The sequence below is a fragment of the Streptomyces sp. NBC_00299 genome (assembly GCF_036173045.1).
GTDB lineage: Bacteria > Actinomycetota > Actinomycetes > Streptomycetales > Streptomycetaceae > Streptomyces > Streptomyces machairae.
Genome location: NZ_CP108039.1, coordinates 3,533,746 through 3,552,707 on the forward strand (window position 1 = coordinate 3,533,746; position 18,962 = coordinate 3,552,707).

The 18,962-nt window shown below is 68.3% G+C and carries 15 protein-coding genes; 5 read left to right on the top strand and 10 right to left on the bottom strand.

Features of this window, described 5'->3' with window-relative positions; translation table 11 throughout:
* Window positions 1-72: 72 nt before the first annotated feature.
* From OHT51_RS15395 to OHT51_RS15415, 5 genes are all read right to left on the bottom strand, one after another.
* Window positions 73-1,113 carry an ABC transporter ATP-binding protein gene (locus OHT51_RS15395; RefSeq protein WP_328879505.1) on the bottom strand — a complete coding sequence of 347 codons (1,041 nt, stop codon included), beginning with the start codon at window positions 1,111-1,113 and terminating at the stop codon, window positions 73-75.
* Window positions 1,106-2,080, bottom strand: coding sequence for an ABC transporter ATP-binding protein (locus OHT51_RS15400; protein WP_328879506.1), 975 nt, complete (start codon window positions 2,078-2,080; stop codon window positions 1,106-1,108). Before OHT51_RS15400 ends, OHT51_RS15395 begins: the two co-directional genes overlap by 8 nt.
* Before the next feature lie 70 nt (window positions 2,081-2,150).
* A complete protein-coding gene (locus tag OHT51_RS15405) occupies window positions 2,151-3,191 on the bottom strand; it encodes an ABC transporter permease (protein ID WP_328879507.1) in 1,041 nt (346 codons plus the stop codon).
* Window positions 3,184-4,107 (bottom strand): ABC transporter permease, encoded by a 924-nt coding sequence (locus OHT51_RS15410; protein ID WP_328879508.1) that lies wholly within the window; start codon window positions 4,105-4,107, stop codon window positions 3,184-3,186. Before OHT51_RS15410 ends, OHT51_RS15405 begins: the two co-directional genes overlap by 8 nt.
* Window positions 4,108-4,114: 7 nt before the next feature.
* Complete coding sequence (locus OHT51_RS15415) at window positions 4,115-5,737, bottom strand: peptide ABC transporter substrate-binding protein (RefSeq protein ID WP_328879509.1); 1,623 nt, start codon at window positions 5,735-5,737, stop codon at window positions 4,115-4,117.
* 316 nt (window positions 5,738-6,053) lie between these two features.
* Between OHT51_RS15415 and OHT51_RS15420 the strand changes: the two genes are divergently transcribed.
* From OHT51_RS15420 to OHT51_RS15440, 5 genes are read left to right on the top strand one after another with little or no spacing between them, the layout of a single operon-like run.
* A complete protein-coding gene (locus tag OHT51_RS15420; RefSeq protein ID WP_328879510.1) occupies window positions 6,054-7,877 on the top strand; it encodes an ABC transporter substrate-binding protein in 1,824 nt (607 codons plus the stop codon).
* A 6-nt stretch (window positions 7,878-7,883) separates the two neighbouring features.
* Window positions 7,884-8,933 carry an ABC transporter permease gene (locus OHT51_RS15425; protein WP_328879511.1) on the top strand — a complete coding sequence of 350 codons (1,050 nt, stop codon included), beginning with the start codon at window positions 7,884-7,886 and terminating at the stop codon, window positions 8,931-8,933.
* Complete coding sequence (locus OHT51_RS15430) at window positions 8,930-9,871, top strand: ABC transporter permease (RefSeq protein WP_328879512.1); 942 nt, start codon at window positions 8,930-8,932, stop codon at window positions 9,869-9,871. The genes OHT51_RS15425 and OHT51_RS15430 overlap by 4 nt, the downstream gene beginning before the upstream one ends.
* Window positions 9,868-10,842 carry an ABC transporter ATP-binding protein gene (locus OHT51_RS15435; protein WP_328879513.1) on the top strand — a complete coding sequence of 325 codons (975 nt, stop codon included), beginning with the start codon at window positions 9,868-9,870 and terminating at the stop codon, window positions 10,840-10,842. Before OHT51_RS15430 ends, OHT51_RS15435 begins: the two co-directional genes overlap by 4 nt.
* Window positions 10,839-11,816 (top strand): ABC transporter ATP-binding protein, encoded by a 978-nt coding sequence (locus OHT51_RS15440; RefSeq protein WP_328879514.1) that lies wholly within the window; start codon window positions 10,839-10,841, stop codon window positions 11,814-11,816. The genes OHT51_RS15435 and OHT51_RS15440 overlap by 4 nt, the downstream gene beginning before the upstream one ends.
* Window positions 11,817-11,897: 81 nt before the next feature.
* On the opposite strand, the gene OHT51_RS15445 is transcribed toward OHT51_RS15440, so the two are convergent.
* The 5 genes from OHT51_RS15445 to OHT51_RS15465 form a co-directional block, all read right to left on the bottom strand.
* Window positions 11,898-13,043, bottom strand: a complete 1,146-nt coding sequence (locus OHT51_RS15445) for an ABC transporter ATP-binding protein (protein ID WP_328879515.1) — start codon at window positions 13,041-13,043, stop codon at window positions 11,898-11,900.
* 27 nt (window positions 13,044-13,070) lie between these two features.
* Window positions 13,071-14,132, bottom strand: a complete 1,062-nt coding sequence (locus tag OHT51_RS15450; protein ID WP_328879516.1) for an ABC transporter ATP-binding protein — start codon at window positions 14,130-14,132, stop codon at window positions 13,071-13,073.
* A 10-nt stretch (window positions 14,133-14,142) separates the two neighbouring features.
* Window positions 14,143-15,120: an ABC transporter permease gene (locus tag OHT51_RS15455; protein WP_328879517.1), complete on the bottom strand. Its 978-nt coding sequence runs from the start codon at window positions 15,118-15,120 to the stop codon at window positions 14,143-14,145.
* Between the two features lie 109 nt (window positions 15,121-15,229).
* Window positions 15,230-17,026, bottom strand: coding sequence for an ABC transporter substrate-binding protein (locus OHT51_RS15460; RefSeq protein ID WP_328879518.1), 1,797 nt, complete (start codon window positions 17,024-17,026; stop codon window positions 15,230-15,232).
* A gap of 112 nt (window positions 17,027-17,138) precedes the next feature.
* Entirely contained in the window at window positions 17,139-18,170 is a 1,032-nt protein-coding gene (locus OHT51_RS15465) for an ABC transporter permease (RefSeq protein ID WP_328879519.1), read from the bottom strand.
* Window positions 18,171-18,962 lie beyond the last annotated feature (792 nt).

Here is an 18,962-nt window from a genome sequence, read left to right on the forward strand (position 1 = left end):
CGATATACGGACGGTGGAGGCTGAACAGCGTACGGCCGTGCGGGTGCCGTAAGCGGGCCGGGGTGCGCCATGTCACCCCGGCCCGTTGCCTTGCGCCGCCGCGAAATGGCACGCCGAGTCGTGGGCCTCGGGTCCGCTCGGGTCCCGCAGACGGTCCGGCACCGCGAGCACCGGCACCTGCTGGGCGCAGCGTTCCTCCGCCTTCCAGCAGCGGGTGCGGAAGCGGCAGCCGGACGGGACGTTCGTCGGGGACGGGACGTCGCCCGCGAGGATGATGCGTGCGCGGTGTTCACGGGCCAACGGGTCGGGGACGGGGACCGCGGAGAGCAGCGCCTGGGTGTAGGGGTGCGTGGGATGGTCGTAGATCTCGGCGTCCCTGCCGATCTCCACGATCCGTCCTAGGTACATCACCCCTACCCGGTCGGAGATGTGCCGGACGATCGACAGGTCGTGGGCGATGAAGACGTAGGAGAGGTCGAACTCGTTCTGCAGGCGGTCCATCAGGTTGATGACCTGCGCCTGGACCGAGACGTCCAGCGCGGAGACGGGTTCGTCGGCGACGATGACCTCCGGGCGCAGCGCCAGCCCCCGTGCGATGCCGATGCGTTGGCGCTGGCCGCCGGAGAACTGGTGCGGGTAGCGGTTGATGTGCTCGGGGTTGAGGCCGACCACGTCCAGCAGCTCCCGCACCCGCCGGCGACGGTCGCCCTTCGGGGCGACCTGGGGGTGGATGTCGTACGGCTCCCCGACGATGTCGCCCACCGTCATGCGGGGGTTGAGGGAGGTGTACGGGTCCTGGAAGACCATCTGGATGTTGCGGCGTACGGCTTTCAGGGCGCGGCCGGACAGTCTGGTGATGTCCTCGCCCTTGTACTTGATCGAACCGGCCGTCGGGCGTTCCAGGTTGACCAGCATCTTGGCGACCGTCGACTTGCCGCAGCCGGACTCGCCGACGATGCCGAGGGTTTCGCCGCGGTGCAGTGAGAAGTCGACGCCGTCCACGGCCCTGACCGCGCCGACCTGTTTCTTGAAGAGGATGCCCCGGGTGAGCGGGTAGTGCTTGACGAGCCCGCTGACCTCCAGAATCGGCTCGGCCGGTGCGGAACTAGCCATCCAGGCACTCCCTCCAGAAGTGGCAGGCGCTGCCCCGTGCTTCGGAGACCTCGTACAGCTCAGGCACGTCGGTGCGGCACACGTCCCGGGCCGTCGGGCAGCGGGGGTTGAAGGCGCAGCCCTGCGGGATGTTCATGAGGTTGGGGGGCAGGCCCTTGATGGCGTAGAGCGCCTGGCCCTTCTGGTCCAGGCGCGGGATCGACTCCAAAAGGCCCTTGGTGTACGGGTGGGCGGGCGCCTTGTAGATGTCGTGCACCGGCGCCGACTCCACGATCCGGCCCGCGTACATCACGGCGATCCGGTCCGCGACGTCCGCGACGACGCCGAGGTCGTGGGTGATCAGGATCAGGCCCATGCGGTACTCGCGTTGCAGCTCCGCCAGCAGGTCCATGACCTGGGCCTGGACGGTGACGTCGAGGGCGGTGGTGGGCTCGTCGGCGATGATGAGTGCGGGTTCGAGGGCCAGGGCCATCGCGATCATGATGCGTTGGCGCATGCCGCCGGAGAACTGGTGCGGGTACTGCTTGACGCGCTCTCGTGCGGCCGGGATGCGCACCCGGTCCATCAGCTCCACGGCGTTCGCCCGCGCGTCCTTCCTCGACATGCCCCGGTGCACGACGAACATCTCGCCGAGCTGGTCGCCGACGGTCAGTACGGGGTTCAGCGACGACAGGGCGTCCTGGAAGATCATCGCCATCTCGGCGCCGCGGACCTTGCGCCGCTCCTCTTCCTTCAGCTTCAGCAGGTCCCGCCCCTGGAAGAGGATCTCGCCCCCGGTGATCCGCCCGGGCGGCATGTCGAGAATCCCCATCACCGCCTGCGCGGTCACCGACTTCCCGGACCCGGACTCCCCGAGCACGGCAAGCGTCTCCCCCGCGTCCACGCCGTAACTCACCCCGTTGACCGCCTTGGCAACCCCGTCCCGCGTCCGGAACTCCACCTGCAGATCACGCACTTCGAGCAACATGCCGGGGGCTCACCTCACTTTCGAATGGGGGGCGTTGCGGGGGGGCTTGGCCGGGAGGACTGGGGGCCCCTCACCTCAGCTTCGGGTCGAGGGCGTCGCGGACTGCGTCGCCCAGCATGATGAAGGCCAGGACCGTGATGGCCAGGGCGCCGGAGGGCCACAGGAGGGCATGGGGGGCGTTGCGGATGTAGGGGGAGGCGGCCGAGATGTCGATGCCCCAGGAGACGCTCGGGGGTTTCAGGCCGACGCCCAGGTAGGACAGGGTCGCCTCCAGGGCGATGTACGTCCCCAGTGCGATGGTCGCGACCACGATCACCGGTGCGATGGCGTTGGGTGCGATGTGGCGCAGGAGGATCCGGGAGTTGGAGGCGCCGAGGGCTCGGGCGGCCTGGACGTAGTCGTGCTGTTTGGCGGTGATGACGGCGCCGCGGGCGATGCGGGAGATCTGTGGCCAGCCGAGCAGCACGATGAAGCCGATGACCGGCCAGATGGAGTTGCTGGTGACCACGGACAGCAGGACCAGGCCGCCGAGGATCACCGGGATGGCGAAGAAGACGTCGGTGATGCGGGAGAGGAACGAGTCCCACAGGCCGCCGAAGAAGCCGGCGAGTGCCCCCAGCACCGAGCCGAGGACGGCGACCCCGAGCGTGGCGCAGACGCCGACCGCGACGGACGTACGGGCGCCGTACACCGTGCGCGTGTACACGTCGCAGCCCTGGCCGTCGTAGCCGAAGGGATGGCCGGGCGCGGAACCCTGCTGGGCCTTCGCGAGGTCGCACTCGAGCGGGCTGCCGGAGGCGATCGCCGAGGGCCACAGGGAGATGAAGAGCAGGAACAGGATGATCAGGCCCGAGATGATGAAGACGGGGTTGCGGCACAGGTCCTGCCAGGCGTCGGACCAGAGGCTGCGCGGCCGTTCGCCCGCGGAGGCGGCGGCGGACGGCCCCGGCCCCGGCGGTCCCGTTCCTTGCGGACCCGGCGGTGCCGGCCCGACCGGCGGCCTCGGCTCCAGCGTCTGTGCCTCGCCCGCGGCCAGCTCCATCGCACCGCCCGCGCCCCCCGCGCCGCTGCCGGCGATCGCCCCCTCGGACTGGAACGGCTGCTCAGGCATAGCGGATCCTCGGGTCGAGTACGGCGTACAGCAGGTCGACGACCAGATTGCAGAGGAGGAAGACGAGGACGAGGACCGTCACGAAGCCGACGACGGTCTGTGTGTTCTGGCGCAGGATGCCCTGGTAGAGCTGGTAGCCGACGCCGTGGATGTTGAAGATCCGCTCGGTGACGATCGCGCCGCCCATGAGGAATCCGATGTCGGAGCCGATGAAGGTGACCACGGGGATGAGGGAGTTGCGCAGGAGATGCCGGGTGACCACTCGGTGCCTCGGCAGTCCCTTGGCGATCGCCGTGCGGACGTAGTCGGAGCGCCGGTTCTCCGCGATGGAGGTGCGGGTCAGCCGGGTGACGTACGCGAGGGAGACCGAGGCGAGGACGAGGCCGGGGATCAGCAGCTCGCCGAAGGGGGCCGATGAGGAGACCGACGGGCGGATCCAGCCCCACTCCACGCCGAGCAGCAGCTGGAGCAGCAGGCCGGTGACGAAGGTGGGGACGGAGATGACGACGAGGGTCAGGAGCAGGACGCCGGAGTCGACGGGGCGCCCCCGCTGGAGGCCGGTGACGACGCCGAGCGTGACGCCGATGAGGACCTCGATAAGGATCGCCACGATCGTGAGGCGGATGGTGACCGGGAAGGCCGTCGACATCAGCTCGGTGACTTCCTGGCCGTTGAACGCCGTACCGAAGTCTCCGGTGAAGACGTTCCCCATGTAGGTCAGGTACTGCTGCCACACGGGCTTGTCGAGGCCGAACTCCTTCCTCAGCTGGGTCGCCGTCGCCGCGTCGCACTGCCGGTCGCCGCACAGGCCCGCGACGGGGTCGCCCATCACGTTGACCATGAGGAAGATCAGCAGGGTGGCCCCGATGAACACCGGGACCATCTGCACCAGGCGCCGGACGACGTACCGCCCCATGACGGACTCAGCCGACCTTGATCTCGTTGTAGACGGGGACGCTGAACGGGTTGAGGGCCACGTTCGACAGCCGCTGCGACCAGCCGGCGCTGCCGTTCTGGTACCAGAGCGGGATGGCCGCCATGTTGTCCCGGACGACCGCCTCGGCCTTCTGGAACCTCTCCACGGCCCGCGCGGGGTCGGTCTCGGCGTTCGCCTCGTCGACGAGCTTGTCGAACTCCTCGTTGGACCACTTGCCGTCGTTGGAGGAGGCGTTGGTGTAGTAGAGCGGCTGGAGGAAGTTCTGGGTCAGCGGGTAGTCCATCTGCCAGCCCGCCCGGAAGGGTCCGGAGAGCTTCTGGGTCGTGCTCTTGCTGCGGAAGTCGGCGAAGGTGCCGATCGGGTTGCCGACGCAGGCCCGGTCGTTGTCCAGGGCGTTGTTGATGGAGTTGCAGACGGCGTCCACCCACAGCTTGTGGGAGCCGGTGTCCGCGTTGTACGTGATCTTCACCTGCCCGCCGGGCAGCCCGCCGCCCTCCTCGATCAGCTTCCTCGCCGCGGCCGCGTCGTACTGGCACCACTCACCGCACAGCCCCTCCTTGTAACCGCCCTCCGCGCCCAGGACGGGTGAGGTCCAGTCGGTCGCGGGCGTACGGGTCCCCTGGAAGATGGTCTTGGTGATCTGGTCGCGGTCGATCGCCCGGGACAGCCCCTGCCGGACCTTGACCGAGCCGGGCTTGTTCCACGCCTTGTCGTAGTGGGGGAAGGCCAGGGTCTGGATGATGCCGGCCGGGGTGTTGAGGTAGCGGTCACCGAGGTCGCTGCGGACGTTCTTCAGCTGCTGGGCCGGCACGTCGTCGACGAGGTCGAGGTTGCCGGCCATCAGGTCGGTGTAGGCCGTGTTGTTGTCCGTGTAGACCTTGAGGGTGACGCCGGCGTTCATGGCCGCGTCCGGGCCCGGGTACGCGTCCCACCTCGTGAGACCCATCTCGGAACCCTTGGTGTACGACTCCACGGTGTACGGGCCGTTGCCGACGGGCTTGGCGAGCCAGCCGCCGTGGTCGTCGTAGAAGGCGCGCGGCAGCGGGACGAAGGCGTTGTAGCCGAGGGTGTCGGGGAAGCTGGAGAACTTCTGGCTGAGCCGGACGGTGAACGTCCTGTCGTCGACCACCTTCAGACCGGACATGGTCTCGGCGCTCTGCTCGCCCTTGACCGGGTGGACCTTGTCGTAGCCGTCGATGTAGCTGAAGAAGTAGGCGTTCTTCTGGTTGTTCTTCAGGCTCGCCCCGTAGTTCCAGGCGTCCACGAAGGACTTGGCGGTGACCTTCTCGCCGTCGCTGAAGGTCCAGCCGTCCTTGACGGTGATCGTGTAGTTGCGCGAGTCGGTGGTCTCGATCCGCTCGGCGAGCATGTCCTCGGCCTCGCCGGTCTTCGGGTTGTACTGCTTCAGGCCCCGGAAGATCATGGACAGCACCTTGCCGCCCTGCACCTCATTGGTGTTGGCCGGCTCCAGCGGGTTCTGCGGATCGGTCCACGACGAGCTCAGCACCTCGCCGCCGGCTCCGCTGTCACCCCCGCCTCCGCAGGCAGTCGTCGCAAGAGCAAGGGCCATCGCGCCCGCGACCCATGTGGCGTGCCTGGCTCCGCGCATGGAATGCCTCCTCTTGACCGCGGCACCCGTGTTTTCACCGCGCCTAGGCAGCCAATATCGGCAGCCGTGGGCCCGCGCGCACGTGCAGGGCAGCCATCCGAGGCGCCGTTGATCCGTTCGGCGCCAACGGGTGACCGCGGGGGCGCCATGCCGCAACCAGGGGCTCTTCACCGGTGTGGACCACTGGCTGTCTCAATCTCATCACTTCACTGTTTCCGCAGGCCACATGGGGTTTCATGCGCGGTTAACACGCGCAGAACAGCGCTGACAGTCGAACAGGCCGTCCCTGTGCAAGCGATGACGCGAGGTCACCACCATGAGTACTCATGAGCAGCACAGCAGAGCGTGGCGGCGGCTCCTGGCCGCCACCGCAGCCGCCGCCCTGACGCTGGCGGCCGGACTCGTGCCCCAGCAGGCCACGGCGGCGGACGGCAACAAGGTCCTCACCGTCGCGGTCGCACAGAGCGTCGACTCCCTGAGCCCGTTCCTGGCCTCCCGGCTCCTCAGCACCAGCATTCACCGGCTGATGTACGAGTACCTCACCAACTACGACCCCGAGGACGCCCGTGCCGTCCCGGCCCTGGCCACCAAGTGGGAGCCTTCGCCGGACAAGCTGACCTGGACGTACACGATCCGCTCCGACTCCGAGTGGTCGGACGGCAAGCAGGCCACGGCCGAGGACGCGGCGTGGACGTTCAACAAGATGATGACCGACGAGGGCGCGGCCACCGCCAACGGCAGCTTCGTCGCCAACTTCCGCAAGGTGACCGCGCCGAGCCCGACCGAGCTGGTCATCGAGCTGAAGAAGCCGCAGGCCACGATGACGGCGCTGGACGTGCCGATCGTGCCGAAGCACATCTGGGAGAAGGTCGGCGACTTCTCCGAGTTCAACAACGACAAGACGTTCCCCATCGTCGGGAACGGGCCATTCATCCTCACCGACTACAAACCCGACAGCTATGTGCGGCTGAAGGCCAACAAGGACTTCTGGCGCGGGGCACCCAAGTTCGACGAGCTGGTCTTCCGCTACTACAAGGACCAGGACGCGGCGGTCGCCGCCCTGCGCAAGGGCGAGGTCTCCTTCGTCTCCGGGTCGCCGTCCCTGACACCCGCCCAGGCGTCCTCCCTCAAGGGCGAGAAGAACGTCCACGTCAACGACGCCCCCGGTCGCCGCTTCTACGCCCTGGCGGTCAACCCCGGGGCACGGGCGAAGAACGGTGAGAAGTTCGGCGACGGCGACCCCTCCCTGTTGGACCAGCGGGTGCGGCACGCCCTGTTCATGGCCGTCGACCGCGAGACGATCATCGACAAGGTCTTCCGGGGCTACGCGGTGCGGGGCGAGGGGTACATCCCGCCCCGCTTCGACTCCTACTTCTGGAAACCGGCCGACGGCCAGGAGCTCGCCCACGACCCCGCCGAGGCCGCCCGGCTCCTCGACCAGGCGGGCTACAAGAAGAACGGTGACGGCAAGCGCGTCGGCAAGGACGGCAAACCGATCGACTACCGCCTCCTGTGCCACGCCACCGACCCCAACGACAAGGCGATCGGGCAGTACCTCCAGGAGTGGTGGGGAGAGCTCGGCATCGGGGTGACCCTCGACTGCCTGGACAACGTCACCGATCCCTGGCTCGCGGGCACCTACGACCTCGCCTTCGACGGCTGGTCCGTCAATCCCGACCCGGACTTCGTGCTGTCGATCCACACCTGCGCCGCGCTGCCCGCGACTCCGAAAGACACCGGCGCGACCGACAACTTCATCTGCGACAAGCAGTACGACGACCTCTACGCCAAGCAGCTCGCCGAGTACGACCCGGCCAAACGGGCGGACCTCGTCAAGCAGATGGAGTCACGCCTCTACGACCTCGGGTACATGAACGTCATGGCGTATCCGAACGCGGTCGAGGCCTACCGCACGGACCAGATCGAGTCGATCACGACGATGCCCTCGAAGGCGGGCAACATTTACGGGCAGGACGGCTACTGGAGTTGGTGGTCGGCCACCCCGGCGGACTCCGACGGCTCCGGCGACTCGGGGTCGACGGGCGTCGTCATCGGCATCGTCGCCGGCGCCGTACTCCTCGTCGGCGCGGGCGTGTTCTTCGCGCTGCGGCGCCGGTCCACCGCCGAGGATCGCGAGTAGCCGCCCATGACCGCCGACGCACCCTCCGCTCCGGCCGTCGAGGCCGCCGCGCCCGCGGTCCGGGAACCGCGGGCGCGCACCACGCGCTATCTGCGCTACGGCGCGGGCAAGGTCGGCGGCGCCGCCGTCTCCCTGCTCGCCGTCCTCGTCACCGGCTTCTTCCTGTTCCGGCTGATCCCCGGCGACCCGGTCAAGACCATGACGGGCGGCCGACCCATCTCCGCCGAGCAACTGGCCTCCTATCGACGAGAGTTCGGGCTCGACCTGCCGCTGTGGCAGCAGTTCACCGCCTACTGCGGCAAGGTGCTCACCGGGGATCTCGGGACGTCGTACCAGTTCCGCGCGCCCGTCATCGACAAGATCTCCGAGGCGCTGCCCAACACGCTGGTGCTCACCGGCACCGCGTTCGTTCTCTACACCCTGCTCGGCATCGTGCTGGGCACACGCTCGGCCTGGCGCCACGGCGGCCTCGGCGACCGGCTGCACACCGGCCTGGCGCTGACGCTGTACTCCGTCCCGTCGTTCTGGCTGGGGCTGCTGCTGATCACCGTGTTCGCCGTGGGGATGGGCCCGATTCCCGGGATGTTCCCCACCGGTGGCATGGAGTCGGGCGGGGAGGAGGGTTTCGCGTACGTCCTCGACGTCGCCCACCATCTGGTCCTGCCGGTGATCACGCTGGTCGCGGTCGAGTACGGCCAGACCCTGCTGGTGGCCCGCTCTGCGCTGCTGGACGAGATGGGCAGCGACTATCTGACGACCGCCCGGGCCAAGGGACTCAGGGACGACCTGGTCCGGCGCCGGCATGCCGTGCCGAACGCGCTGCTGCCGACGGTCACCCTGATCTTCGTCAATCTCGGCCGGACGGTCGCGGGCGTGATCCTGGTCGAGACCGTCTTCTCCTGGCCGGGCCTCGGCGGACTGTTCTACCAGGCGCTGAGCGTGCCCGATCTGCCGCTGGTGCAGGGCCTGTTCCTCTTCTTCGCGGGGACGGTGATCGTCATGAACACCCTGGCCGACCTGGTCTATCCGCTGCTCGATCCCCGGGTGGGCCGATGACGACCGGGACCGGTGGGACCGGGACGAACGAAGCCGGGTCGAAGGCGGCCGGGCCGCGCGCGCTGGCCCGTCGGCGGCGGCGCCTGTCCGTCGTGCGCTTCTGGAACGCGTACCGCACCCACCGCACGGGGCTGGCGGGGCTGATCGCGCTCGCGCTGTTCGCGCTGCTGGCGCTGACCGCCCCGCTCACCGTCGGCTCCGACGTGTCCAGCGTGACCGGGGCGCCGGGGCAGCCGCTGGAGAGCCCCAGCGGCGAGTTCCCGCTGGGGACCGACCGGTTCGGGCGGGACCTGCTGGGCCTGGTGGTGTGGGGCTCACGGGTCTCGCTGCTGGTCGGGCTGCTCGCGGCCGCCCTGTCGGTGGCGATCGGCACGCTGGTCGGCATCACCGCGGGGCACTACAAGGGGGCGTACGCCACCGTGGTCATGCGGATCACCGACTGGTTCCTGGTGATGCCGACGCTGGTCCTCGCCATCGCGCTGGCCACCGTGATGTCCCGCTCGCTGGGCACTGTCGTGCTGGCGATCGGCGTGACGTCCTGGCCTACCACGGCCCGCCTGGTGCGGGCGCAGACGCTTGCCGTGGAGTCACGGCCGTACATCGAACGGGCCAAGGCGCTGGGCGGTGGACACCGGCACATCATGGCCCGGCACGTCCTGCCCAACGTGATGCCGCTGGTGCTCGCCCAGACCACGCTGATGATCTCGACCTCCATCCTCGCCGAGGCGACGCTCGCCTTCCTGGGGCTGGGCGATCCGACGGTGGTGTCCTGGGGCGGGCTGCTCCAGGACGCGCGGGAGGCGGGGGCGGTCAGCTCCGGGAACTGGTGGTACCTGGTGCCGCCCGGCATCGCGATCGCGGTCGTCGCGCTGGCGTTCACGCTGTGCGGACGCGCGGTGGAGTCGGTCCTCAATCCCAGGCTGGGGGTGGCCCGTTGACGCTGCTCGAGGTCCGGAACCTGGAGGTGACCTATCCGGGTGGGGCGGCCGCCGTACGGGGGGTGGACCTGACGCTGGCCGCCGGGCAGAAACTGGGTGTCGCGGGCGAGTCGGGCTGCGGCAAGTCCACGCTCGCCCTGGCCCTCCTCCGGCTGCTGCCCGCCGGGACCCGGATCGGCGGGGAGGTCCTGCTGGACGGCGAGGACGTCCTCACCATGCGGTGGGGGCGGGTACGGGCGGTGCGCTGGGCGGGTGCGTCCATCGTCTTCCAGGGCGCGATGCACTCGCTGAACGCCGTGCACCGCGTCGGGGACCAGATCGCCGAGCCGATCGTGCTGCACCGCAGGGCGACCCCGGCGGGCGCGCGGAAGAAGACCGGCGAACTCCTGGAGCACGTGGGGCTCCCGGCGGCGCGGGCGTCGGCGTATCCGCACGAGCTCTCCGGCGGCCAGCGCCAGCGCGTCATGATCGCCATGGCACTCGCCTGCGACCCGCGCCTGGTCATCGCCGACGAGCCGACGACCGCGCTGGACGTGATGATCCAGGCACAGATCCTCCGGCTCATCGAACAGCTCGTAGTGGAACAGGAACTGGGCCTGATCGCGATCAGTCACGACCTGGCCGTCCTCGCCGACACCTGCGACCGACTGGCGGTGATGTACGCGGGCCGGGTGATCGAGGAGGGGCCGGCCCGCAAGGTCTACGAGGACGCCAGGCACCCGTACGCCAGGGCGCTGTCGGAAGCGTTCCCGAGGATCGGCGACGTGTCCTCCCGGTTCGCCCCGCGTGGCCTGCCGGGCGACCCGCCGGACCCCGCGGCCGTGCCCACCGGATGCGCCTTCCACCCGCGCTGTCCGGTCGCGCTGGACTCCTGCGCGGTGGACGACCAGGAACTGTACGCGTCCGACGAGGACCGGCGGGCAGCGTGTGTGCACGTACGGGCGGCGCAGGACACCAGGAGCGGATCATGAGCCTGCTGAGCGCACAGGGCCTGCACGTCACCTACCCCGGACGGCAGGGCGCCCCGCCCGCCCGCGCGGTCGACGGCGTGGAACTCGACATCGGCGCCGGGGAGATCGTGGCCCTGGTCGGCGAGTCGGGCTGCGGCAAGACCACGCTGGCCCGCGCCCTGCTCGGTCTGGTGCCCCCCACCCGGGGGCGGGTCGTCTTCGACGGCGAGGAGTTGCGCCGCTCCTCCCGGGCCCTGAAGGCGTACCGACGGCGCGTCCAGCTGGTCCTGCAGGATCCGACGGGCTCCCTGAATCCCCGACACACGGTGTACGACGCGGTGGCGGAGGGACTGCGGATCCACGGGCACCGCGGCGACGAGCGGACGGCGGTGGCCGAGGCCCTCGCCCGGGCGGGTCTGCGGCCTCCCGAGCGCTTCTTCCTGCGCTATCCGCACGAGCTGTCCGGTGGCCAGCGCCAGCGGGTGGTGATCGCCGGCGCGTTGGTCCTCGAACCCGAACTCCTGGTCGCCGACGAGCCGGTGGCTTCGCTGGACGCCTCCGTACGCGGAGAGATCCTCGCCCTGCTGCTGCGGCTGCGTACCGACCTCGGTCTTTCGGCGCTGGTGGTGACGCACGACCTGGGGCTGGCCTGGAACATCGCGGACCGGGTGGCGGTGATGTACCTGGGCCGGATCGTGGAGACGGGAGACGTGGAGCAGGTTCTGACGGCACCGCGACACCCGTACACGCAGGCGTTGTTGTCGGTTCTGCCGGAGGCCCCCGGGGCCCCGGTGATCCTCACCGGTGAGCCACCGGACCCCTCCCGCATCCCCTCCGGCTGCCGCTTCCACGCCCGCTGCCAGGTGCTGGCGAGCGGCGAGGCGGAACGGGCGGGAGTGGCGGACGCCTGCCGGACCGAGGGCCCGGAGATCCTCGGCGGGGGCCCGCAGGCACAGGTGGCATGCCACTGGGCGGGGGCCGAGGTCACGACCTGACACGCGCGAGGACCGGGAGCGGGAGAGCCGGCTACGGCTCCCGCTCCCGGTCCCTCGGTGACCTGGGTGTCGACGCGGCGGTCAGCCCTTGGAGACCGCCTCGTCGCCGCCGGCCAGGCCTTCCAGGGCCTGCAGACCCTTGTCCATCACGACGTCCTCGCCGCGGTCCACGATGGTGGGATCCTCGGGGAAGTGGCACGCCGTCAGGTGACCGTCCTCGCTGCCCTCGATGCGAACCAGCGGCGGCTCCTCGGTGGCGCACTTGTCCTGCGCCTTCCAGCAGCGCGTGCGGAACCGGCAGCCGGAGGGGGGCATGATCGGCGAGGGCACGTCGCCCGCGAGACGGATCCGCTCCCGCTTGGCCGCGTCGATGTCCGCGTCCGGCACCGCCGACAGCAGCGCGTGCGTGTAGGGGTGACGCGGCCGGTTGTAGATCGAGTCGCGGTCGGCGATCTCCACGATCTTGCCGAGGTACATCACCGCGACGCGCTGCGAGAAGTGCCGCACGATCGCCAGGTCGTGGGCGATGAAGACGAACGCGATGCCCATCTCCCGCTGCACTTCCTGCAGCAGGTTCACCACCTGCGCCTGGATCGACACGTCGAGGGCCGACACCGGCTCGTCGGCGACGATCAGCTTCGGCTCCAGCGCGATGGCGCGCGCGACGCCGATGCGCTGGCGCTGACCGCCGGAGAACTCGTGCGGGAAGCGGTTGTAGTGCTCCGGATTGAGACCGACGATCTCCAGCAGTTCACGGACGCGGTTCTCACGGCCACCGGGAGGGTTGATGCCGTTGATCTCCATCGGGCCCGAAATGATCGTGCCCACGGTCTGCCGCGGGTTCAGCGACGCGTACGGGTCCTGGAAGATCATCTGGATCTCGGACCGGATCGGCGCCAGCTGCTTGCGGCCGGCCCGGCTGATGTCCTGGCCCTTGTACTCGATGGTGCCCGTGGTCGGCTCGTACAGTCGAGTCAGCAGGCGCCCGGTCGTCGACTTGCCGCAGCCGGACTCGCCGACGAGGCCGAGGCTCTCGCCCGGGTGGACCTCGAAGTCCACGCCGTCGACGGCCTTGACATGGCCGACGGTGCGTTTGATCGGGAAGCCGCCCTTGATCGGGAAGTATTTGGTCAGCCCGCTGACCTTCAGCAGCGGCGCCCCGTCGCCGCCCCGCTGCTGCGGGACGGCATCGGCGACCGCCGTGGTCGTGTTGTTCTTGTCGCTCATGGTGATGCCCCAGTCGCCGGTTTCCGCTCAGCCCAGCCGGGGCTGAATCGTCTCGATGAACACCTGCTGCCGCTGGTCCCCCGTCAGATGACAGGCGGCCGCGCGCCCCTGGGCGAGCGTCGGGCGCTCCCCGGAGCAAAGTCCGCCCTGCACCTTGTCGGTGAAGGCACACCGCGGGTGGAACGGGCAACCCGACGGCGGGTTCAGCAGGGAGGGCGGCGATCCGGGGATCGGCATCAGCGGCTCGTCGACGTCCGCGGACAGCCTCGGCATCGAGCCGAGCAGACCCCAGGTGTACGGGTGCTGAGGCGTCTTGAGGACCTCACGCACGGTGCCGCGCTCCACGGCCCGGCCGGCATACATCACCAGGATGTCGTCGGCCATGTTGGCGACCACGCCGAGGTCGTGGGTGATCATGATGATCGCGGAGCCGAACTCCTGCTGCAGATCCTTGAGCAGGTCGAGGATCTGCGCCTGCACGGTCACGTCGAGCGCGGTGGTCGGCTCGTCGGCGATGAGCAGGTCCGGGTCGCAGGCGAGCGCCATGGCGATCATGGCACGCTGCCGCATACCGCCGGAGAACTGGTGCGGGTAGTCGTCCACCCGCTGCTGCGGGTGCGGGATGCCGACCTTCTCCAGCAAGTCGATGGCGCGCACCCGGGCGTCCCGCTTGGAGGCGCCGGTGTGCTTCATGAACGGCTCACCGATCTGCCGGCCGACCGTGTAGTACGGCGAGAGCGCGGTCAGCGCGTCCTGGAAGATCATCGCCATCTTCTTGCCGCGCAGCGTCTCCAGCTGCTTCTCGCTGGCGTCGGTCAGCTCCTGGCCGTCCAGTGTGATCGACCCGTCGATGGCGGTCGTCCTGCGGTTGTGCAGGCCCAGGACGGCCAGGTTGGTCACCGACTTGCCGGATCCGGACTCGCCCACGATCCCGAGGGTCTGGCCGCGCTCCAGGTCGAAGGAGAGACCGTCCACCGCCTTGACGATGCCGTCCTCGGAGGAGAAGTGGACCTTGAGGTCGCGCACCGAGAGGAAGGCGTCGCCCGCCGCGGCGGCAGCGGCCTCTCCGGGCTTGGTCTGAGTGGTCACGGTGGTTCTCCTAGGACAGGCGCACGCGCGGGTCGATAACGGCGTACAGGGCGTCCACGATCAGGTTGAGGACGATGATGAACGTGGCGCTGATCAGCATGACGCCCATCAGCATCGGCAGGTCCTTGTTGGTGACGGATTCCAGCGCGAGCCGGCCGAGTCCTGCCAGGCCGAACGTGAACTCGGTCACCATGCCGCCCCCCAGCAGCGCGGACAGGTCGATGCCGATGATGGTGACGATCGGGATGAGGGAACCGCGCCACGCGTAGCGGAAGAAGGTGTAGTTGCCCGACATGCCCTTGGCGCGGGCCGCCCTCACATGCTCTTCCTGGAGCTGCTCGATCATCGAGGAGCGGCTCATACGGGTGTAGTTGGCGGTGAAGATGGTCGCCATGACGAACCATGGGATCAGCAGCCCCATGAACCAGCCGCCGAGATCCTCGGAGAAGGGCACGTACTTCGGCTTGTCGAGCCAGCCGGTGCTGTACACGAGCGCAAGCATCACGAGCGGGCCGAGGAAGTAGATCTGCAGGGAGCTGACGACCAGCGAACCGGAGCTGAACAGCTTGTCCACCCAGGTGCCACGGTACTTGGCGGCCAGCAGACCGGCGCCGAGGCCGAGCGTGAGGAAGACGAGCAGGCTTCCGATGGTCAGCGAGAGGGTCAGCGGGAAGCGGTCGAGGATCGTGTCCCAGACGTTCTGGTCGTTGGCGAAGGAGACGCCGAAGCAGGGGGCGCTGCAGTGTCCGACGGCGAAGTCACGGCCGGCGAAGATGCCGACCAGGAAGTCCCAGTACTGGACGGTGACCGGCTTGTCGAGACCGAGGTTCTTGTGAATGAGCTCCAGCGCGTCCGGAGTGCAGTTCTTGCCACAGGCCAGGGTGGCCGGGTCCTGCGGGATGGCGAAGAACATGAAGAACGTGAACGCACTGATCAACAGCAGAATCAGCGCCGCGCCGAATGTCCGGCGGATGAGGAATTGAAGCATGGCAGGCAGCTGCTCTCAGGACGGCGGCAATCGGAGGGGGACTGACAGGGATGGGGGCCAGTGGTGGGCGCTCCGCCGCGCGCCCACCACCGTTGCCCCGACCTGACGGTTACTTCTTCAGGAAGATGCGCGTGACGTCCACGTAGCTCGAGTCCGAGCTGTAGCGGATGCCGCCGATGTTCGAACCGAAGATCTGGAAGACCTTGGTGTAGTAGATCGGCGCAGCGGGGTTGACTTCCTTGGAGATGTACTCGTTCAGCTCGCCCCACGCCTTGGTGGCCTCAGCCGTGTCGGTGATCTTCAGGATGCGCTGGATCTCCGAGTTGACGTGGTCGTCGTTGATGTGCGAGTAGTTCGACGCGCCGTCCTGGATCTGCGTGCCGTCGTACACCGGCGGGATGACCGTGGAGGCAGACGGCCAGTCCTGGCCCCAACCGGTCATGTACAGGTCGTAGCCGTTCTTGACCTTGCCGACCTGCTCGTACCAGGTGGCGGAGTCGATCTCCTTCTTCTGGATGTCCAGACCGATCTTCTCCAGGGCGTCGGCGATCAGCACGGCCTGCTGCTGCCGGACCGGGGTGTTGCCGTACGCGTAGACGAGCTTCTTGCCCTCGAAGCCGCCCTCCTTGATGAGCTTCTTCGCAGCCTCGACGTCACCGTTCGGCTTGGCCTTGCGGCTGAACGGGTCGAAGGTGTCGTTGTAGCCCGGAGTGGTCGGCGACATCAGCGAGTTGGCGACCTCACCGCCGTAGGCACCGCCGTCGGCCTTGAAGACCGAGGCGGAGGGCAGTGCGAGGGTGATGGCGTCGCGGAGCTTCTTGTCCTTGACCCGGTCCAGGTTGAAGTTGAGCTGCCACACGTACGGCGCGTAGCCCTGGATCGTGCGCTTCATCGCGGCCTTGTTGCCCACGACCTGCTGAAGCTGCGTGGTGGCGACCTGGCCGGTGAACATCATCGCGTTCTTGGCGCCACCCTGGTCGGCCAGGAGGGTCTTGGTCTGGTCCTCGTCATCGTGGTTCATTTCGATGTCGAAGCCGTCCACGTACTGGTGGCGCACCGAGTCGGACTTCGCGTCCCACTGCGGGTTCTTGACCAGCTTCATGGACTTGCCGGGCTTGAAGTCGGCGATCTTGTACGGACCCGTGGCGACCGGGTCGGAGTCGTACTTCGCCTTGGTGTCCGACTCCTCCGGGACGACGCTGTAACCGGGCATGGTCAGCATCTGCGGGAGGTCGGGCTGGGCGACCTTGAACTTGAAGACGATGGTCTTGTCGTCCGGGGTCTCCAGGACGGTGTCGGGCAGGTGCTTGCCCTTGTCCGGACCCTCGTAGGCCTTGCGGTACGTGGTGCCGGCCCCCGACAGCGCCTGCTGCAGGTAGGTCGGGCCGTCCGTGATGTACGAGGCGTAGAGGCGCTCGACCGTGTGACGGATGTCAGCCGCGTTGATCGGCTTGCCGTTCTCGTCCTTCAGGTCGTCCTTGAGGGTGTACGTCCAGGTCTTGCCGCCGTCGGAGACCTGGCCCGCGTCGGTGGCGAGGTCGCCCACGACGGTCAGGTTGCCGTTGTCGTCCTCGTTGTACTGCGTCAGGCCGCGGAAGATCAGACGGCTGAGCAGCTTGCCGTCCGAGACGTAGATCTGACCCGGGTCCAGGTGGGAGAAGTCGGCCTCCTGGTAGACGGTCGCGACACCGCCCGGCTTGGCACCGGGGATCTCGGCGGCCGGACCGGTCGACGCCTTCTCGTCACCGATCTGCACCGGCTTCGACTGAGACTTGGCATCCTCTTTGGTCTTGCTGTTGTCCTTGCTGGAGCTGTCGCTGCCGCCACCGCAGGCGGTGAGGGTCAGGGCGCCGGCTGCGACCGCGACTATAGCGGCCGAAGCGGCGCGGTTACGGAAGATGCTCATGGTGACGATCCACCTGCCTGTGAGTAGTGGGCACTGCTGGTATGTGGCCGGGACGGAGCCGTGCGGCACCGGGACCGACCGGGCGTGGGTGTGGGGGGAGTTCCCAGTGGGGTCAGCGGCCGGTCTTGGGATCGAAGGCGTCCCGGACCGAGTCACCGAGGAGGTTGAAGGCCACGACAAAGATGACCATGGCGATCCCCGGGAAGAGCATGTAGTAGGGGTCCTGCTCGATGATGTTGGCGCCGATGGCGAACATCCGCCCCCAGTCCGGGGTGGGTTCGACGTACCCGACTCCCACGAAGGACAGGAACGCGATACTGAGGATGGTGCTCGGCAGCGTGAGGGTGGCCTGCACCAGCGTGGGCGTGACGATGTTGGGCAAGAGTTCCTTGCGGATGATGCGCCACGGCGAGGCCCCGGAGATGCGCGCCGCCTCGATGAACTCGCGGTCACGGAGCGACAGGGTGGCACCCCGGACGATCCGCGCCAGACTCATCCAGCCGAGGAAGGACAGCACGATGATGATCGCGCAGGCACGCACATAGGTGGGCGTCTCCTCGTCGGGAGCGACGAACACCGTGGTGATGACGGGCATCGCGGCGACGAAGAAGAGCTGGCTGGGCAGCGCCATGAAGAAGTCGGTCACCCGGCCGAGCCAGTAGTCCATCTTCCCGCCGAAGTAGCCGCCGGCGAGTCCGATCAGCACGCCCAGCACCGTCATGATGAGCGTCGCGGCCAGGCCCGTGGCCAGCGAGGTCCGGATGCCGTAGATGAGCTGCGTGAACACGTCGCGGCCCAGGCCCGGTTCGATGCCGAACCAGAACTCGCCGTCCATGCCGCCGGCCGGCTTCGCCGGCATGGTGAACATGTCGAGGAGTTCCGGGTTCTCCTGCCCGTACAGCGTGTACGGGTCCTTGCCGTACACCTTCGCGATCAGCGGCGCCGCCGCGGCGATCACAAAGAAGAAGAGGACGACGAAGGCGGAGACGACGCCGGTCCGGTCGCGCCTGAACCGCGCCCACATCAACTGGCCGGGGGTGCGCCCCGCGAGCTTCTTCGGCTCCTCGGCCTTACCGGGCGACGCGCTCTCTTTGTCCAAGGCGGAGGAGGCTTCAACACCCTCAAGCTCGATTGGACTCGTCATGATTGGTCCGTTTCACAAGTTGGAGGTCGTCGGGGAGCACAACGGCCCGACGGCCTTCGCACGGCGTACGTCATCCGCAGCGCGCGAGGGGAACAACGACGGAGGGGCGCCGACCGCCCCTGGGGAACCCTGGCTCGTGACCGGCTCGCACCGGCCAACGGAACGAACCGTCAAGGGAGTTCGCGACGCCGTGCCGCGCGAGCAACCACCGTGACGGCACTGAGCGCACCCGCGGGGCCTACGCCTGCCATCGGGGACGACACGACCCATATGGCGCTTGTGGCACCTCGCATGGGTTCCTCCTCAAGAATCCGCTGGTTCACCGCAAAGAGGAGCACGCGACACCTTCCAGCCACTCTTCGGTGCAAGAAGTTGTCCGGTGCCCCTGCGCTCGCGAGTCGGCACAGTCAGCGCACAACCCGTTCAAACGAGCTCTACGCGCCTAACTATCTGCCATCCGCCAGGTGACGAACCACAGTCTCGAGGTCTCGGTTCGATCACAGATAGGGGCCAGGTCTTCCAAAATCCGGACAAAGGGTTTGGTGAGAGATCACTGCGAAACGGACTTGTTACACATCTATCGGCGCTCGCCGTCCGTATACCGGACGTACCGTCTCGAAAATGGGTTGCCCGTCGTCCGCCGACCGGGCAGGGTGCCGACGGGGTTGTACAGCCCCGCGCGCACCAGGCGGAAGCAACCTCGACCATGCGATTCCGGGCCCGTGCCCACCGGCCGTCGCCCACGTTGCTTCCGGGCAGGATAGTGCGGTCCGTCCCGTTCAACGGCCTGTC

Excerpts from the sequence above, each read along its gene's own strand:
- OHT51_RS15395 (WP_328879505.1), bottom strand. The coding sequence starts at position 1,113 with ATGGCTAGTTCCGCACCGGCCGAGCCGATTCTGGAGGTCAGCGGGCTC.
- OHT51_RS15400 (WP_328879506.1), bottom strand. The coding sequence starts at position 2,080 with ATGTTGCTCGAAGTGCGTGATCTGCAGGTGGAGTTCCGGACGCGGGAC.
- OHT51_RS15405 (WP_328879507.1), bottom strand. The coding sequence starts at position 3,191 with ATGCCTGAGCAGCCGTTCCAGTCCGAGGGGGCGATCGCCGGCAGCGGC.
- OHT51_RS15410 (WP_328879508.1), bottom strand. The coding sequence starts at position 4,107 with ATGGGGCGGTACGTCGTCCGGCGCCTGGTGCAGATGGTCCCGGTGTTC.
- OHT51_RS15415 (WP_328879509.1), bottom strand. The coding sequence starts at position 5,737 with ATGCGCGGAGCCAGGCACGCCACATGGGTCGCGGGCGCGATGGCCCTT.
- OHT51_RS15420 (WP_328879510.1), top strand. The coding sequence starts at position 6,054 with ATGAGTACTCATGAGCAGCACAGCAGAGCGTGGCGGCGGCTCCTGGCC.
- OHT51_RS15425 (WP_328879511.1), top strand. The coding sequence starts at position 7,884 with ATGACCGCCGACGCACCCTCCGCTCCGGCCGTCGAGGCCGCCGCGCCC.
- OHT51_RS15430 (WP_328879512.1), top strand. The coding sequence starts at position 8,930 with ATGACGACCGGGACCGGTGGGACCGGGACGAACGAAGCCGGGTCGAAG.
- OHT51_RS15440 (WP_328879514.1), top strand. The coding sequence starts at position 10,839 with ATGAGCCTGCTGAGCGCACAGGGCCTGCACGTCACCTACCCCGGACGG.
- OHT51_RS15445 (WP_328879515.1), bottom strand. The coding sequence starts at position 13,043 with ATGAGCGACAAGAACAACACGACCACGGCGGTCGCCGATGCCGTCCCG.
- OHT51_RS15455 (WP_328879517.1), bottom strand. The coding sequence starts at position 15,120 with ATGCTTCAATTCCTCATCCGCCGGACATTCGGCGCGGCGCTGATTCTG.
- OHT51_RS15460 (WP_328879518.1), bottom strand. The coding sequence starts at position 17,026 with ATGAGCATCTTCCGTAACCGCGCCGCTTCGGCCGCTATAGTCGCGGTC.
- OHT51_RS15465 (WP_328879519.1), bottom strand. The coding sequence starts at position 18,170 with ATGACGAGTCCAATCGAGCTTGAGGGTGTTGAAGCCTCCTCCGCCTTG.